Here is a 15,480-nt window from a genome sequence, read left to right as displayed (position 1 = left end):
ACCACCGCCGAGGGCCACCGGATGTCGACTCCCCAAGACCCGAACCAGGAAGGCCCACACCAGCAGGGCCTGCTCCGGGAAGGCTCGAACGAGGAAGGCTCGCACCAGGATGATCCGGTCCAGGATGCGCTGATCATCGGTGCGGGTCCCGCCGGCCTGACCGCGGCCACCTACCTGTGCCGCTTCCACCGCCGGATCGCGGTGGTCGATGGCGGCCGCAGCCGGGCGCGCTGGATCCCCACCAGCCACAACTGCCCCGGGTTTCCGTTCGGAGTCGGCGGCGACGAGCTGCTGGGCAAGCTGCGCGAACAGGCGCGGGGCTACGGAGCGGACATCGAACAGGGCCGCATCGCCTGCCTGCGACGCGAGCCGGGCGACGGAAAAGACGGGGGCAGCGGCGCGTACTTCGTCGCCACCGCCGAGGATGGCAGGCGCTGGAAGGCGCGCACCGTGCTGCTGGCCACCGGCATCGTCGACGTGATGCCACCGGTGGACGACCTGGAGGCGGCGATCGACCGCGGCGCGGTGCGGCTGTGCGCGGTGTGCGATGGCTACGAGGCCAGCGACGAGCGCATCGCGGTGTACGGCACGGTCGACGAGGCCGTCCGCCACGCCGCGTTCCTGCGCAGCTTCTCGCGCAGCGTCGCCGCCCTGCCCAGCGAAGCCGGCGAACCTTCCGAAGCCTGCGCCCGGCTGGCCCGTGAGGCGGGCATCGAAGTACTCGCGGTGCCGCGCCACATCGCCCACGTCGCCGGCAACGGGTGCAGGGTCACGTTCGGGGACGGCACCGGGCTCGATTTCGAGACCCTCTATCCCGTGCTCGGCGGCAACGCCCAGTCCGGGCTTGCGGTGGCGCTGGGCGCGAAGGTCGATGACAACGAGGAGCTGCTGGTGGACGAGAAGATGCAGACCAGCGTCGAGGGCCTGTATGCGATCGGCGACATCGTCAGCGCCCTCAACCAGATCAGCGTCGCCGTCGGCCATGCCGCGATCGCCGCCACCGATATCCACAACCGCCTGCCGCGCAACTTCCGGGAACAGACGGCCCCCGCCAGCGCCGAAGACTAGCCCCGTGGTATCGGAGCGAGGTGGTCAGGCCTGCCCGGACAACGGGCTGCCGCCCGCGCCGACCCGCCGGCCGCGGTACCAGCGCTCGTGTGCCATCGCCAGCAAGGGTGCGTCCTCGGGCGTGTCGCCGTAGGCATGGATGCGCTCGAAGCGGCCGGGATCGTAGTTGGCACGCACCCGGCGGGCCTTCTCCTCGAGGACGCATTGCGGCCCGTCGTAGCGACCGGTCAGGCGGCCGTCGGAGACTTCGAGCGCCGAGCACAGGACCGGCAGCGCGTGCGACTCGCACCACGGGCGCAGGTAGGCGTCGAGCGCGCCGGACACCACCACCACCGTGTCGCCGCGCTCGCGATGCCAGTCCACGCGGCGCATTGCGTCGACGCGCAGGGCCTGCGCCAGCACCTGTCGCGCGAACGCCTCCCCGTGCGCCTCCAATTCCACCCACGGCAGGCCCTTCAGGCCGATCCGCACGATTGCCGCGCGCACCGTCGTGCCGGGCACCAGCCCCAGGCGGTAGCCGGCGACCAGCGGTGCCAGCAGCGCGCCACCCCAGCGCTGCCGGCCGGGCGGCACCGCACGCCGGACGAAGTCCGGGAAGGTCTCACGGGTGGTGATCGTGCCGTCGAAGTCGAACAGCGCCAGGTCCATGCGCAAGGTTCCGTGCGGTCAGCCGCGGTGCTCCAGGGCGAGGTAGTCGGCCGACTGCATTTCGACCAGGCGCGAGGCGGTGCGCTCGAACGCACCCGTCAGCTTGCGCCCCGTGTAGAGGTCGGTCGGCGCGGCGGCGGCGGTGCAGACCAGGTTGACGTGGCGGTCGTACAGCTCGTCCACCAGGTGCACGAAGCGGCGCGCGGGGTCGTCGTTCTCGCCGTCGAACAGCGGGATGTCGCCGACCAGCACGGTGTGGTGCTCGGTGGCGATCTCGATGTAGTCGCTGGCCGCGCGCGGGCCTTCGCACAGCGCGGCGAAATCGAACCAGGCATGGCCTTCGGCCAGCGCGCGCGCAGGGACCAGGCGGCCGTCGATCTCCAGGTGCCCGCCCGCGGCGCCGGGATCGTCGGGACTGCCGGCGGTCAACGCGGCCCAGCGTTGTGCCAGCCATGCCTCGCTGCCGCCATCGAGCGGTGCCCGGTAGACCGGCGAACGGGTCAGTTCGCGCAGGCGGTAGTCGATGTCGCTGTCCAGCTCCAGCACCACGCAGTGGCGCTTGATCTGCTCGATCGCCGGCAGGAACCGCTCGCGCTGCAGCCCGTCCTGGAACAGGCCGTCGGGGGCGATGTTGGAGGTGGTGACCAGCGCCACGCCCTCGGCGAACAACCGTTCCATCAGCCGGCCCAGCAGCATCGCGTCGCCGATGTCGTTGACGAAGAATTCGTCCAGGACCAGCACCCTCAGGTCGCCACCCCAATGCCCGGCGATGGCCTTGAGCGGGTCGGACTCGCCGGCGTGCGTCCTGAGCTGGGCGTGGACCTCGCGCATGAAGCGGTGGAAGTGGGTGCGTCGCTTGCCCTCGATCGGCAACCCGTCGAAGAACAGGTCCACCAGGAAGGTCTTGCCGCGGCCCACGCCGCCCCACAGGTACAGCCCCCGGGGTGCGGGCGCGGTCGTGCCGCGCAGGCGATCGAGCAGGCCCTGCCGGGGCGGGGCCACCAGCGCAGCGTGCAAGCGGTCAAGCTGGGCCAGTGCCGGGTGCTGGGCGGGGTCCTCGTCCCAGCTGCCCATTGCGGCCCCCTGGGCGTAGCGCTCGCTGGGCCGCTGCGCGGCCTCAGTCATCGGGCATCGTCGCCACGGCAGGCAGGTAGGGGCGCACGCCGTTCTTGACCGCGCCGCGCAGGTCCATCAGGCGGCGATGGAAGAAGTGGCTGGTGTCGGGCATGCGCACCAGCTCGGGCGTGTTCTTCAGGCCCTTGAGCCCGTCCAGCCAGGCGTAGACCGCGGAGGGGTCGACGATTTCGTCGGCCTCGCCCTGGATCACCAGCCACGGGCATTCCGGCGGCGCCATGGCGTCGAATTCCCAGCCACGGCCGGCCGGCGGGGCGATCGAGATAAGCATGTCGGGCGCCAGTTCGGCGGCCACCTTGAGTGAGACGTACGCGCCGAAGCTGAAGCCGGCCAGCCACAGCTTGGCGTCCGGTCGCTGGCGACGCACCCAGGCAACGACCGCTCGCAGGTCGTCGGCCTCGCCGTCGCCATTGTCGAACGTGCCCTCCGATTGCCCGGCGCCGCGGAAATTGAAGCGCACCGTGGCCGCGCCGGACTCGCGCAGCGCGCGGGCGGCAATCGTCACCACCTTGTTGTGCATGGTGCCGCCCTCGGTGGGCAGCGGGTGGCAGAGCACCGCGACCAGCGGGCGTGCATCGGCCTCGGCGGCCTCGACAATGGTCTCGATCGCGCCGGCCGGGCCTTCCAGCACCAGCGCGGTTGACTCTTCTGTGGGGAAGACGGGTTCGGTCATCGGCCAATCATACGGGGCGGTGTGGAAGGCGGGTGTCGCGGCCAGCGGCGTCCGCGTGCGGTCCGCGTCGCGCCTCAGGGCGCCAGCTCCAGGCCCAGCAGCAGCGGATCGTGGTCGGAACTGCGCCACGGCGTGCCGGCGCTGTCGGGGTCGCGGTAGCCGGCCGCGCGTGGTTCGTCGGCGTTGGCGTGCCAGTAGGCGGCGCCGCGCAGGCGGGCGGCCAGCGCCGGGCTGAGCAGGGCGTGGTCGAGCCGGCCACGCTCGCCGTCATAGCGGTAACTGTAGGCGCCCGGCTGGCCGTCGAATGCATCCTTCCAGCCCGCTTCGCGCAACCAGCGAAGTGGCATTTCCTGTCCGTAGGCATTCAGATCGCCGAGGATGGCAACCTGATCGGTGCCGCTGGCGGTCGGGTCGCTCTGCAGCCAGGCGTGCAGGCGCCGTGCCGATTCCACTCGCGCCGGGTTCCAGCACGCGGCGCCGTCGCCCTGGTCGGCATTGGCCCCCGCCGCTTCGCTACACCCCTTGGACTTGAAGTGGTTGGCGACGACCACGAAAGGTTCGCCGCGTCGCCCACCCGCGCCCAGGGCGACGAACGCATGGGCCAGCGGCACCCGGCTGAGTGCGTCGAACGGGCCCCCGGTCAGCGTCGCCGGGGAACCCACCGGGCGGACCCGGTCGTGGCGATAGACCAGCCCGACCCGGATCGCATTGCTGCCGGGGCCCTGGCCGGCGTCGATCGCGCGCCAGGGGGCACCCGCGATCCCCGCGTTGAGCGCGGTGACCAGCGCGTCGATCGACGAGCCGGGGCCGTGGCCGTCGTTTTCCAACTCCATCAGTGCCGCCACGTGCGGGTCCAGCGCATGGATCGCGGCGACCTGTTTGCCCAGCTGGCGGGAGAAGTCCCCGGGCGTGCGCGCGCCGCGCTCGGTCGGGAAGCCGCCGCCCCGGCCGTCGCCGTTGAACAGGTTCTCGACGTTGAATGCCGCCAGCCGGGTGTCGCCTCCGACCCGGGGCGGTGCGGGCCGGGGCGCGGCCAGCAGCCGCGGGGTCGCGGTGAGCTGCAGCCGGTGCGTGCCGGAGCGGTGGTCGACGATACCGGCGACGTCCTCCAACGTACTGCCGGCACGGGCGCGCTCGATCCCCTCCGGCAGCGGGCCCGGCGCGGTGGGCAGGTTCTCCTCCAGCCGCCCATCGTCCAGGACCAGCCGGCGCTGGGCATTGGCCGAGGCCAGGGCGACGGCGTCGTCGCTGCCGGGGGCGGCGCGTTCGGCCGGCTCCCACAGGGGCCCGTCGAACGAGACGAGCAGCTCGCCCCTGCGCGCCGCGTCATCCACGTTCGCCAGCGTCAGTGGGGCGACGATCACGACCTTCATGCCCTCGAAGGCCTCCCAGTCGTACGGCGCGGCCAGCAGGGTGGCCGGCGCCACCGCGCCCGGCCCGAGGCGCTGGATTTGCTCGGGTCGCACAGCGGTCAGCCGTGCACCGCCGCCCGTGTCCAGCTCGCCCACGGTGCCGTGGACACGGATCCGCTGGCCGACTTCCGGCAGCGTGGCCACCGTGGGCATGCCGGTGACGAACAGCGCATCGGACGTGGCGAGGTCGCCGTCGCCGGCGTCCTGCACGAACACGCCCCCCGCGCCGTCCGCTCCATCCAGGCCCGCGGTGACCACCCCTTCGATCCACACCGGGCTGCCGGCAAGCGGGCTCTCCGCGCCCGCGCCCTGCACCGTGCCGATCGGCTGCACCGGCGGCAGTTCGAGCGAACGGCAGCCGGCCAGTGCCAGCAGCAGGCAAGTGCAGAGCAGGCGCAGGGTGGGCATCGGGGAAGTGACCATGGGGGCCTCGCGGCTGGCGGGGCGTCGAGCATACCCAGCCGCGGCGGGGACCGGGCCGCGGCCGGACACGAAAACGCCGCCCCGGAGGCGGCGTTTTCGGCGAGGTGCAGGTGGCCGTTACTGCAGGTTGTCGACCATCCAGTCGACCGTGGCGATGACCTGCTCGTCCGACAGCGCCGGGTTGCCGCCCTTGGCCGGCATCACCCCGGCCGCGCCGGTGTAACCCTCGATCGCGTTGCGGTGCAGGGTGTCGGCGCCCTGCGCGATGCGCGCGGTCCACTGCGAGGCCACCAGGGTGGGCGCGCCGCCGGCGCCGGAGGTGTGGCAGCCGCCGCACAGGTTGTTGTAGATGACCTCGCCGTCGAGCGTGCCGCCGTAGGCGACCTGCGAGGCGGCGGACGCCGCCGCGGCAGCCTGGGCCGCGGCCTGGGCGGCGGCACCCGTGCTGCCGGCGTAGACCGCGCCGATCGGGGCGATGCGGCGCTCGGTCCGGGCCGCCGCCCGCGGGTCGACTTCCGGCGGCAGCTGGCCGTGCAGGATGACCGAGCCGATGATCAGGGCCAGGGTGACCAGCACCAGGAAGCCGATCACCATCGAGAATTTCTTGAGGAATTCGAGGTCGTAGTTGCGCACGATCCACCTGTTGGCGCGCCGGTCGCGGCGCGTGAAGCAATCGACGGAGAACGCCAGCCGCCATGCGGACCTGCCCCGCACACGTGCAGGGGATGGCGCGCCCGGAGGGATTCGAACCCCCGACCAATGGCTTCGGAAGCCACTACTCTATCCGGCTGAGCTACGGGCGCCTGGCTGAGATCCGCGCAGGCGAGCCAAGGGCATCGGTCCGCGCGGGGCTGGCATTCTAGCGGCAAATGCGCGGCTGCGCGCTGCCGCCGTGGTCCGGCCCGCCGGCCGCAACCGCAGCGACCGCCGCGACCCACGAGGAGCCCCATGAGCGAGCCGTCCCCCCGACCCAGCGCAACGCCGGCATGGCGCGACCGGTTGGCGCAGTACTGGCTGCTGGTCCGCGCCGACCGGCCGATCGGCTGGCTGCTGCTGCTGTGGCCCACCTGGTGGGGGCTGTGGCTGGCGGCGGAAGGCCTGCCGCCGTTGTGGACGCTGCTGGTGTTCAGCGCCGGCGTGTGGCTGACGCGGTCGGCCGGTTGCGTGATCAACGACTACGCCGACCGCTGGTTGGACCCGCACGTGGAGCGCACCCGGGACCGGCCACTGGCCACCGGCGCGGTGCGCGGGCGGGAGGCGCTGGCGGTGTTCGCGGTGCTGATGCTGGTCGCGTTCGCGCTGGTGCTCACGCTCAACCGGCTGACGGTGCTGCTCAGCTTCGTCGGCATCGCGCTGGCCGCCAGCTACCCGTACCTCAAGCGCTACACCCACCTGCCGCAGGTGTACCTGGGGCTGGCGTTCGGGTGGGGTATCCCGATGGCCTTCGCGGCCATCCGCGGCGAGGTACCGGCGGTGGCGTGGCTGCTGTACGTCGCCAATATCTTCTGGGCCACGGCCTACGACACCTGGTACGCGATGGTCGACCGCGAGGACGACATCCGCATGGGCAGCAAGTCGACCGCGATCCTGTTCGGCGAACTCGACCTGGTCGCCCAGGGCGTGCTGTACGTCCTGTTCCTGGCCGCGCTGGCGCTGGTGGGCCAGCGCGCCGGGCTCGGCCACTACTACTGGACGGGCGTCGTGGTGGCGGCGGTGCTCGTCGTATGGGAGTTCTGGATCGCACGCGGCCGCGAGCCGGCCCCGCTGTTCCGCGCGTTCCTGCACAACCACTGGGTGGGCGCGGCGGTGTTCGCAGGGATCGCTCTGGAGTACGCGGCGCGCTGACGCGGCAGGCCCGGTCCGCGTGGGGTGACCGGGCGGGGCGAAGGGGCGGACGAGCGAAGGGCCGGACTGCCCGTCCGCCGCTACAGAACGGGTGTCGCGCGCGACGCGGGTTCGACCATCGGTGGCGCAGGCAGGTCGCGCGCGTGCTGAGGTTCGCGAAGGGCGGGCTCGCGCGACAGGGCGTCCGCACTTTCCGACAGCGGCTGGGCGAGCGCGGACGCGGCCTCGACCGACGTGCGCCGGTGTGCGGGATCGTGCAGGGCACCCTGCACGGCGAAGACGCGATCCCCGTCACGGGCCAGCAGCACGTGGTCGATCGCGGCCAGGCCACTGCGCTGCGCCTGCGCCGCGAGTGCGGCGGCCAGCCGGTCACCGTCGCCCGGCGTGGCGCGGGGCTGCCACCCGTCCAGGGCATGCAGGCCGTCGCGTGCCTGCATGAAGATGCCGTGGCCAGGGTGCGCGACATCGTGCAGCGAAGGCGCGTGCGAAGAGGCCATGGTGATCTGGTCGGGCAACGGAGCAGCCGTCGCGACCGTCGGCACGGGGCCGATCGTGGGCATCTGCGTGGTGAACCGTGACGCCAGGGCGTCATTGCGCGGTTCCGCGTCGCGGCACGGGTCCACCACCACGCACAGGCGCTCGCGCAGGTAGCGCGGGTCGCCCGGGTCGGATGCCCCGATGGCGAACGCGCCCAGCATGGCCTGGTGCGAGCGGTGGACGACGGTCAGCGAGGGGTCCTCGGGCAGCGCGCGCTTGTTGAACGGCCGCGAATCGGTGAGCGCGTTGAGGTAGTCGATGCCGAGGTTGCCGGCGCGGATTTCCAGCCCGTTGCGGGTATTGCCGCCGCCCACGTCGGAGTGCGCGCCGGGCACCGTCACCCCCAGGAAGCGGCCGTCCTCGGACATCCCCTGGCCGATCAGGGTGGTGTGGGGAAACAGCGCGCGGCGCTCGTCCCGCGCCATCAGGGTCAGGCCCGAGATCACCGAGGGGGGCAGGCGGAGGTCGAAGTCCCGGGGCACGCCGGTGGCGACGGGGTCGTAGAGCAGCACCGCCTGCGCGGTCCGGCCGGGTGGCACCAGCGGTGCATGGCGGCTGACGACGGTGATTTCGCCGTGGGCATCGCGCCCGAACTCCATGCCGTCGGGGTGGGCGATGCCGAACCGGTCCACCATGCGGGTGAACGCGGGGACCGAAATCGCACCGCGGCTGTAGCCGAGGGCGGCGATGTGGACTTCGGCGGCAGGGTTGTCGACTTTCCACCGAAATACTTGTTCGGCGAACTGCCGATACATCGCCATGGCGCGATCGTCGACGCTGGAACCCAACAACTGGTCGGGGATGCGGACCAGGGGGTTCCGCTGAGTGCCCGGGCCGGCTTGGTAGCCTCCAGCGACCCTGCTCCCCGCAGTACTCGCCAATTCATCGACCTGCTGGTGCAGAGACCCGACGTTCGTCGGAGAGGCGCCTTTGCGATGCAAGTCCTGCCCGGTGCCATCGAACGCCGCAACGTACAAGTAGTGATCGGTCGAATTGGAAGGCAGCAACGTGGGAACGGGAAGGCTCGTCAGGCGAACCTCTACGGCCTCATAAACAGCAAAATCATGCTCGCTAGCGCGATAGCTGCCGACTCCGTCCGGCTTCTTGCCTCCCATGGCACAGCTCCCCAGTCAGTACGTCTGTGTGTAAGCCAGAATCACGTCATCGCGCCCGTGGCTGTAGGGATTCCCAGGGATCTGAAGCTCCTTGGTACCAACATAGGAGCGCATGTACACATTGATCGTGCGGTCGTTGACTTCAAGAATCACCGTCGGAGGGCCGAAGGTCGCGTGATCAGGAATCTGTTCACGCGGCACCCTGTGGCGGATCAATTGGTCCGCGAATATCTTCCCGACATCTACAGTTGCTTCGAGTGAGTCACCATCCCTGGACCGCCAACTCACACGGGCAGGCGCGGGAAAGTTCTTGATGCTTCCGTGCCCGCCGCCCCAGTTCAACTGATAGTTCGGGCCGAAACTGGCTCGAGAGGGCTGGAGTACGCCGTCATCCCGGAACCTCTGCCAACGATCCGCATAGTGGACCTTTAGATCGCGGACCTCGTAGCCCATCACCTGGAAATTGTGCTTCTCAAACCGCAGCGGCCATTCGAACGGCAGACTCTGGTGCGACGACGCGCCGGCACTTCCGCCGGCATCGGAAGGCTGGGTCATGGCAGTGGTGCATCCGCTGAGGAAGAAGGTCGGTGCGAGCACCGCGGCCAACAGGGGGCGGCGGAAACGGGCACGACGGGACGGAACGTGGATCGGGCGCATCGGGCCTCCTTGCTGCTTGCGCGGGGTGCAGGTTCACAGGTCAGGGTGGGGCGGGTCAAGAATCCGCAACGGGCCGGGCCTGGATCCATCACGGCACCCGGGCGCACACCCAGACGTCCACCCGGGTGGCCCCGGCCCGCAGCAACGCGCGGGTGGCGGCATGGACGGTGGCGCCGGTGGTCATGACGTCGTCCACCAGCGCGACATGCCGGGGAAGCCTGCCGGCGGCACCGACGGCGAAGGCGCCGCGCACGTTGCGGCGCCGCTGCGCGGCGTCCAGGCGCGACTGCGGCGGGGTCGCGCGAACGCGCACCAGCCGGTCGCGGAGCAACGGGATATCCAGCGCGCGTGCCAGGGGACGCGCCAGCTCCAGCGCCTGGTCGTAGCCGCGTTCGCGCAGGCGGGCGCGGTGCAGCGGCAGCGGCACCAGCGCGTCGGGCCGGTCGGCACCCTCGCAGCCGGCGGCGGTGAGCTGCGCCAGCAGGCGGCCGGCGGCCAGGTCGGCGTGGAACTTGAGCCGCGGCAGCAGCCGGTCCAGCGGCGGTGCGTAGCGGAAGACCGCGACGCACCGCCGTTGCGGGGGCGGGCGCCGCAGGCACGCCCCGCAGGTCGCAGACGTGCCATCGACCCCTTCGGGGGCAGGCGGCAGTGGCAGGCCGCAGCGGTCGCAGGCGCTCCGGTTCCACGGCAACGCCTCCACGCACGCGCTGCACAGATCCAATCCAAGGTGGCCGGCCTCGCCGCAGAGCAGGCAACGGGGGCGCCAGATGCGGCGGGCCAGCCGTGCACCGAGGCCGTCAACCCGGAACGAGGGGGTCAGGTTGACAGCGTCGGGCATGCTTTCCAGACTGCCGGACCTGCCTTGCCGCGTCCGTCGGGAAACCCCCATGCCTGCCGTCAGTGAGATGCCCGCGCGCACCGCGGCCGCCCCATCCAGCGATCCCGCCGCGCCGCTGCGCCAGGACTGGTCGCGCGCCGAGGTGCTGGCGCTGCTGGAGCTGCCGTTCAACGACCTGCTGCACCGCGCCGCCAGCGTGCACCGCGCGCATTTCGATCCGGCCGAGGTGCAGGTCAGCACGCTGCTGTCGGTCAAGACCGGCGGTTGTCCGGAGGACTGCGGCTACTGCCCGCAGGCGGCGCGCTACCACACCGGCGTGGACGCCACCAAGCTGATGTCGACCGACGCGGTGGTAGAGAAGGCGCGCCAGGCCAAGGCCGCCGGCGCCAGCCGCTTCTGCATGGGCGCGGCATGGCGCTCGCCCAAGGACCGCGACATCCCCAAGGTCGCGGCGATGATCGCCGAGGTGAAGTCGCTGGGCCTGGAGACCTGCGCCACCCTGGGCATGCTCAGTGGCGAGCACGCGCGGGCACTCCGGGACGCCGGGCTGGACTACTACAACCACAACCTGGACACCGCGCCGGAGTTCTACGGCGAGGTGATCCACACCCGCGAGTACCAGGACCGCCTGGACACGCTGGCGCACGTTCGCGACACCGGCATGAAGACCTGCTGCGGCGGCATCGTCGGCATGGGCGAGTCGCGCGACCAGCGCGCCGGCCTGCTGCAGGCGCTGGCCAACCTGCCCGCGCACCCGGACTCGGTGCCGATCAACCGGCTGGTGCAGGTCGAAGGCACACCGCTGTCGGGCACCGCCGAGCTGGACCCGTTCGAGTTCGTGCGCACCATTGCCGTCGCCCGCCTGCTGATGCCGCGCTCAATGGTGCGGCTGTCGGCCGGGCGCGAGTCGATGTCCGACGAGTTGCAGGCGCTGTGCTTCCTCGCCGGTGCCAACTCGATCTTCTACGGCGAGAAGCTGCTGACCACCGGCAACCCCGACACCGAACGCGACCTGGCGCTGTTCGCGCGCCTGGGGCTGCGGCCGATGCAGGTGGTCGAACAGGGTCGGACGGTGCATGCCGACGTGCTTGAACCGGCCGCCGATGCCGTACCGGCCGACCGGCACTGCGCGGTCGCCTGAGCCATGGCGCGCGCGCACTGGCGTGAGCGGGTGCAGGCGGCGCGGACCCAGCGCGAGGCCACCGGGCGCGTGCGCGTGCGGCGCAGCGTCGAGCACCGCGACGGCGCGCGCTGCACCGTCGATGGACGTGCGCTGCTGAATTTCTGCAGCAACGACTACCTCGGGTTGTCGCAGCATTTCGCGGTGGTCGGCGCGCTGCAGGACACCGCCGCGCGCGAGGGTGCCGGTGGCACCGGCTCGCACCTGGTCTGCGGGCACCACGCCATCCACGACGCGCTCGAGCGCGAACTGGCCGACTGGCTGGGCGCACCGCGCGCACTGCTCTTTGGCAGCGGCTTCCTGGCCAACCTTGCCGTGCTGCAGTCGCTGCTGGGCGACGAGGACGTGTGCGTGCAGGACCGGCTCAACCACGCCAGCCTGATCGACGCCGCGCGGCTGGCCGGTTGCCGGCTGCGGCGCTACCCGCACGCCGATCCCGAAGGTGCGATCCGGCAACTGCGCACGCTTCCCGACGGCCTGGCGATGGTCGCCACCGATGGCGTGTTCTCGATGGACGGCGACATCGCACCGCTGCGCGAACTGGCACTGGTCACGCGCGTGCAGAAGGCGATGCTCTACGTCGACGACGCGCACGGTGTCGGCGTGGTCGGCCCCGATGGCCGCGGCAGCGTCGCCGCTGCGCGGCTGGGGCTGGAGGAAGTGCCGCTGCAGCTGGCCACGCTCGGCAAGGCGCTGGGCGGGTATGGCGCGGCGGTGGTCGGCGAGGCCGCGCTGGTCGAGCACCTGGCCGAGACCGCACGCCCCTACCTCTACACCACCGCGCTGCCCCCCGCGCAGGCGGCGGCCAGCCTGGTGGCGGTGAAGCTCGCGCGCGCCGAGCACTGGCGCCGCGAGAAGCTGGTTGAACTCACCGCGCGCTTCCGCGAGCGGGCGCGTGCGCTGGGCCTGCTGTTGCTGGAGTCGGACACGCCGATCCAGCCGGTGATCTGTGGCACCGAATCACGTGCGCTTTCGATGGCCGCATCGCTGGAGCGGGCGGGCTACTGGGTTGCCGCGATCCGCCCACCGACGGTGCCGGAGGGGCGCGCGCGCCTGAGGGTGGCGCTGTCGGCGCTGCATACCGTTGCAGAAGTGGACGGACTGGCCGCGGCGATCGCGGGGGCGCGCGACCGGGCCGAGGCCGAAGCGCGCGTCGCCGACCTCTCGCGCTGATCGGCCGGACATGCATATCCACACCACCGGGCAGGGTCCCGGGCTGATCCTGATCCACGGCTGGGCGATGCACGGCGGGCTGTTCGAGCCGCTGGCCATCCGCCTGCGCGACCGCTACACCGTGCACGCGGTGGACCTCCCCGGGCACGGCCACGCCAGCCGCGACCCGGCGCCGCTGGATCCGGTGCGACTGGCCGCGGAACTGGTCGAGCGGCTGCCGGATGCCGCGTGGCTGGGCTGGTCGCTGGGTGGGCAGGTCGCGCTGCGTGCCGCGCTGGACCATCCCTCCCGGGTGCGCGCGCTGGTGATGCTGGCGTCCTCGCCACGCTTCGTGCGCGGCGATGGCTGGCCGCATGGCGTGAGCCCCACGTTGTTCCGCGACTTCGGCCAGGCCCTCGAACGCGATTTCCGCGGCACGCTGGATGGCTTCCTCGCACTGGAGGCGCTGGGTTCGGCCAGTGCGCAGGTCGAGTTGCGCGATCTGCGCGCGCACGCGTTCGAGCGCGGCGAGCCGGCACCGCGAGCGTTGCAGGAAGGCCTGGCGCTGCTGGATTCGCTGGACACGCGCGGGGACCTCGGTGGCCTGCGCGTCCCCAGCCTGTGGGTGTCGGGTCGGCGTGACCGGCTGGTGCCGGCCGGGGCGATGCCGGCCGCGGCTGCGCTGGCGACGGATGCCCGCAGCGTGGTGATCGACGACGCCGGGCATGCACCGTTCCTGGGCGCGCCCGACGCCGTGGCCGAGGCGGTGCACGGGTTCCTTTCGCAGCCGACCGCCGGGGCCACTGCATGACCGCGGACCTGTTCGACCACCGCCAGGTCCGTCGCGCCTTTTCCCGCGCTGCGGGCCACTACGACGCCGCCGCCGCGTTGCAGCGCGAGGTCTGCTCGCGGTTGATGGAGTCTTTGGACTACTTCGAGGACCCGGCACGCGAGGCACCCCCGCCGCGGGTGGTGGTCGACCTGGGGGCAGGCCCCGGCCACGCGTCGATCGCGATGCAGGCGCGCTGGCCGAAGGCACAGGTGCTCGCGCTGGACCTCGCACTGCCGATGCTGCAGACCACCCGCGCCAACACCGGCGGCTGGCGTCCCTTCGCCCGGCGGCCGCGCCCGGTGTGCGCCGACGCGCGTGCGCTGCCGCTGCGCGAGTCCAGCGTCGACGTGCTCTTTTCCAACCTGTGCCTGCAGTGGGTCGAGGACCTGCCGGCGGTGTTCGCCGGGTTCCGGCGCGTGCTCAAGCCCGGCGGCCTGCTGCTGGTGTCGACCTTCGGGCCGGACACCCTGCACGAGCTGCGCACCGCGTTCGCCCAGGCCGACGACGCCCCGCACGTCAGCCTGTTCCCGGCCATCGGCCAGTTCGGCGATGCGCTGATCGCGGCGGGTTTCAAGGACCCGGTGCTGGACCGCGACGAGTTCGTGCTGCACCACGACGACCTGGGCGGCCTCATGCGCGAGCTGCGCACGCTGGGTGCGACCAATGCGATGGCCGGGCGCCGTCGCCACCTCACCGGCCGCAGCCGGTTCGCGCGCGCCGCTGCCGCCTACCCACACACCGACGGCCGGTTGCCGGCCACGTGGGAGGTGATCTACGCGCACGCGTGGGGCCCGCCGCCGGGCGCGCCGATCCGCGTGGGCGGCGTCGACGAGGTGCGCGTGCCGGTGTCGGCGATCCCGGTCCGGCGGCGTTGAGGCGGTAGCGCCCAAAGCGCGGACTGGCGATGATCGCGCCACCCGCGATGCCAACCCGAGCCATGCGTAGCCACCGCCAAACCGTGCTGCTGGCCGTCGCGATCTCGCTGGCCTCTGCGCTGTTCTTCACCAGCACCTACGTGCTGAACCGCGCGGCCGCCACCGGCGGCGGGCACTGGCTGTGGACCGCCGCGTTGCGCTACCTGATCACCCTGCCGCTGCTGTGGCCGCTGATGCGCTGGCAGGGCGGCAGCGCACCGGTATGGCGCGCGATCCGGCGCCATCCCGGAGCATGGCTGTCGTGGAGCGCGATCGGCTTCGTGCTGTTCTACCTGGGGCTCAGCTTCGCCGCGGCCAGCGGGCCGTCATGGCTGGTGGCCGGCACGTTCCAGTTGACGGTGATCGCCGGGATGCTGGTGTCGCCGCTGTTGTACCGCGGCCACGGCGACCATCGCGCCCACATCCCGCCGCTGGCGATGGCCGCCGGCCTGGTGGTCCTTGCCGGCGTGCTGCTCATGCAGTTCGGCCACGCCGGCGGCTCGATGGACCGCGCCGCCTGGATCGGCCTGGCCTGCGCGGTGGTCGCCGCCTTCGCCTATCCGCTGGGCAACCGCGGCCTGCTGCTGCACCTGGAGCGCCACCCCGCCGATGATGGCCCCGGGCTCAATGCCAGCCAGCGTGTCTTCGGGCTGACCCTGGCCAGCCAGCCGGCGTGGTGGGCAATCGCGCTGGTGGCGTGGAACACGGTCGGCCCGCCCACGGCGGCCCAGGCATGGCTGGCGGCGGGCGTTGCGTTGGGCGCCGGCATCATCGCCACGATCCTGTTCTTCCAGGCCACCGGCATGGTGCGCAACGATCCCACCGGCCTGGCCGCAACCGAAGCCATGCAGGCGGCGGAGATCCTGTTCGCCACGGTGATCGGGGCGCTGCTGCTGGGCGAGGCGTGGCCGCGGGGAGGTGCATTGGCGGGGGTGGGGCTGGTGGTCGCGGGCATCGCCGTCTTCAGCTGGATGGCCACCCGCGCGGTGGCCCACGACGCCCACGCCGTGCGCGAACTGCGAAGCGAGCGGGGCGCCTGAATGGCCTGCCCA

The 15,480-nt window shown here is 72.0% G+C and carries 15 protein-coding genes and 1 tRNA gene; 7 read left to right on the top strand and 9 right to left on the bottom strand.

Annotation, left to right across the window (positions count from 1 at the left end; genetic code table 11):
• Positions 1-21: 21 nt before the first annotated feature.
• Positions 22-1,068: an NAD(P)/FAD-dependent oxidoreductase gene (locus ACJQWL_RS10750; RefSeq protein ID WP_330969048.1), complete on the top strand. Its 1,047-nt coding sequence runs from the start codon at positions 22-24 to the stop codon at positions 1,066-1,068.
• 24 nt (positions 1,069-1,092) lie between these two features.
• Here ACJQWL_RS10750 and ACJQWL_RS10745 read toward each other — a convergent pair whose 3' ends face one another.
• The 6 genes from ACJQWL_RS10745 to ACJQWL_RS10720 all read right to left on the bottom strand — a co-directional run bounded on the left by ACJQWL_RS10745 (position 1,093) and on the right by ACJQWL_RS10720 (position 6,161).
• Positions 1,093-1,716 carry an HAD family hydrolase gene (locus ACJQWL_RS10745; RefSeq protein WP_330969049.1) on the bottom strand — a complete coding sequence of 208 codons (624 nt, stop codon included), beginning with the start codon at positions 1,714-1,716 and terminating at the stop codon, positions 1,093-1,095.
• Positions 1,717-1,734: 18 nt separating this feature from the next.
• Positions 1,735-2,841 (bottom strand): cell division protein ZapE, encoded by a 1,107-nt coding sequence (gene zapE / locus ACJQWL_RS10740; RefSeq protein WP_330969050.1) that lies wholly within the window; start codon positions 2,839-2,841, stop codon positions 1,735-1,737.
• The gene (locus tag ACJQWL_RS10735; RefSeq protein ID WP_330969051.1) at positions 2,834-3,523 is read right to left on the bottom strand and encodes an alpha/beta hydrolase; all 690 of its coding nucleotides are present in this window, start codon (positions 3,521-3,523) and stop codon (positions 2,834-2,836) included. The genes zapE and ACJQWL_RS10735 overlap by 8 nt, the downstream gene beginning before the upstream one ends.
• 74 nt (positions 3,524-3,597) lie before the next feature.
• Positions 3,598-5,358 carry an ExeM/NucH family extracellular endonuclease gene (locus ACJQWL_RS10730; RefSeq protein ID WP_411300895.1) on the bottom strand — a complete coding sequence of 587 codons (1,761 nt, stop codon included), beginning with the start codon at positions 5,356-5,358 and terminating at the stop codon, positions 3,598-3,600.
• Between the two features lie 117 nt (positions 5,359-5,475).
• Positions 5,476-5,991, bottom strand: a complete 516-nt coding sequence (locus ACJQWL_RS10725) for a c-type cytochrome (RefSeq protein WP_330969053.1) — start codon at positions 5,989-5,991, stop codon at positions 5,476-5,478.
• A 93-nt stretch (positions 5,992-6,084) separates the two neighbouring features.
• Positions 6,085-6,161: transfer RNA gene (locus ACJQWL_RS10720), tRNA-Arg, on the bottom strand.
• Between the two features lie 145 nt (positions 6,162-6,306).
• On the opposite strand from ACJQWL_RS10720, the gene ubiA reads away from it, so the two are divergent.
• Positions 6,307-7,203: a 4-hydroxybenzoate octaprenyltransferase gene (gene ubiA, locus ACJQWL_RS10715; RefSeq protein WP_330969054.1), complete on the top strand. Its 897-nt coding sequence runs from the start codon at positions 6,307-6,309 to the stop codon at positions 7,201-7,203.
• 80 nt (positions 7,204-7,283) lie between these two features.
• On the opposite strand, the gene ACJQWL_RS10710 is transcribed toward ubiA, so the two are convergent.
• The 3 genes from ACJQWL_RS10710 to ACJQWL_RS10700 form a co-directional block, all read right to left on the bottom strand.
• Positions 7,284-8,855 (bottom strand): XVIPCD domain-containing protein, encoded by a 1,572-nt coding sequence (locus tag ACJQWL_RS10710; RefSeq protein ID WP_330969055.1) that lies wholly within the window; start codon positions 8,853-8,855, stop codon positions 7,284-7,286.
• A 15-nt stretch (positions 8,856-8,870) separates the two neighbouring features.
• Positions 8,871-9,512: a hypothetical protein gene (locus ACJQWL_RS10705; RefSeq protein WP_330969056.1), complete on the bottom strand. Its 642-nt coding sequence runs from the start codon at positions 9,510-9,512 to the stop codon at positions 8,871-8,873.
• An 88-nt stretch (positions 9,513-9,600) separates the two neighbouring features.
• Positions 9,601-10,350 carry a double zinc ribbon domain-containing protein gene (locus ACJQWL_RS10700; RefSeq protein WP_411300894.1) on the bottom strand — a complete coding sequence of 250 codons (750 nt, stop codon included), beginning with the start codon at positions 10,348-10,350 and terminating at the stop codon, positions 9,601-9,603.
• A gap of 67 nt (positions 10,351-10,417) precedes the next feature.
• Between ACJQWL_RS10700 and bioB the strand changes: the two genes are divergently transcribed.
• The 5 genes from bioB (at position 10,418) to ACJQWL_RS10675 (ending at position 15,468) form a co-directional block, all read left to right on the top strand.
• Positions 10,418-11,491 carry a biotin synthase BioB gene (gene bioB, locus ACJQWL_RS10695; RefSeq protein WP_411300897.1) on the top strand — a complete coding sequence of 358 codons (1,074 nt, stop codon included), beginning with the start codon at positions 10,418-10,420 and terminating at the stop codon, positions 11,489-11,491.
• A 3-nt stretch (positions 11,492-11,494) separates the two neighbouring features.
• The gene (gene bioF / locus ACJQWL_RS10690; protein WP_330969313.1) at positions 11,495-12,703 is read left to right on the top strand and encodes an 8-amino-7-oxononanoate synthase; all 1,209 of its coding nucleotides are present in this window, start codon (positions 11,495-11,497) and stop codon (positions 12,701-12,703) included.
• 10 nt (positions 12,704-12,713) lie between these two features.
• Complete coding sequence (gene bioH / locus ACJQWL_RS10685; RefSeq protein WP_330969314.1) at positions 12,714-13,493, top strand: pimeloyl-ACP methyl ester esterase BioH; 780 nt, start codon at positions 12,714-12,716, stop codon at positions 13,491-13,493.
• Entirely contained in the window at positions 13,490-14,389 is a 900-nt protein-coding gene (bioC, locus tag ACJQWL_RS10680) for a malonyl-ACP O-methyltransferase BioC (RefSeq protein ID WP_330969315.1), read from the top strand. The genes bioH and bioC overlap by 4 nt, the downstream gene beginning before the upstream one ends.
• Before the next feature lie 62 nt (positions 14,390-14,451).
• The gene (locus ACJQWL_RS10675) at positions 14,452-15,468 is read left to right on the top strand and encodes a multidrug resistance efflux transporter family protein (RefSeq protein WP_330969316.1); all 1,017 of its coding nucleotides are present in this window, start codon (positions 14,452-14,454) and stop codon (positions 15,466-15,468) included.
• Positions 15,469-15,480 lie beyond the last annotated feature (12 nt).

It is taken from the genome of Novilysobacter viscosus, assembly GCF_046600715.1.
GTDB lineage: Bacteria > Pseudomonadota > Gammaproteobacteria > Xanthomonadales > Xanthomonadaceae > Lysobacter_C > Lysobacter_C viscosus.
This window is presented reverse-complemented; position numbering and strand designations above follow the sequence as displayed.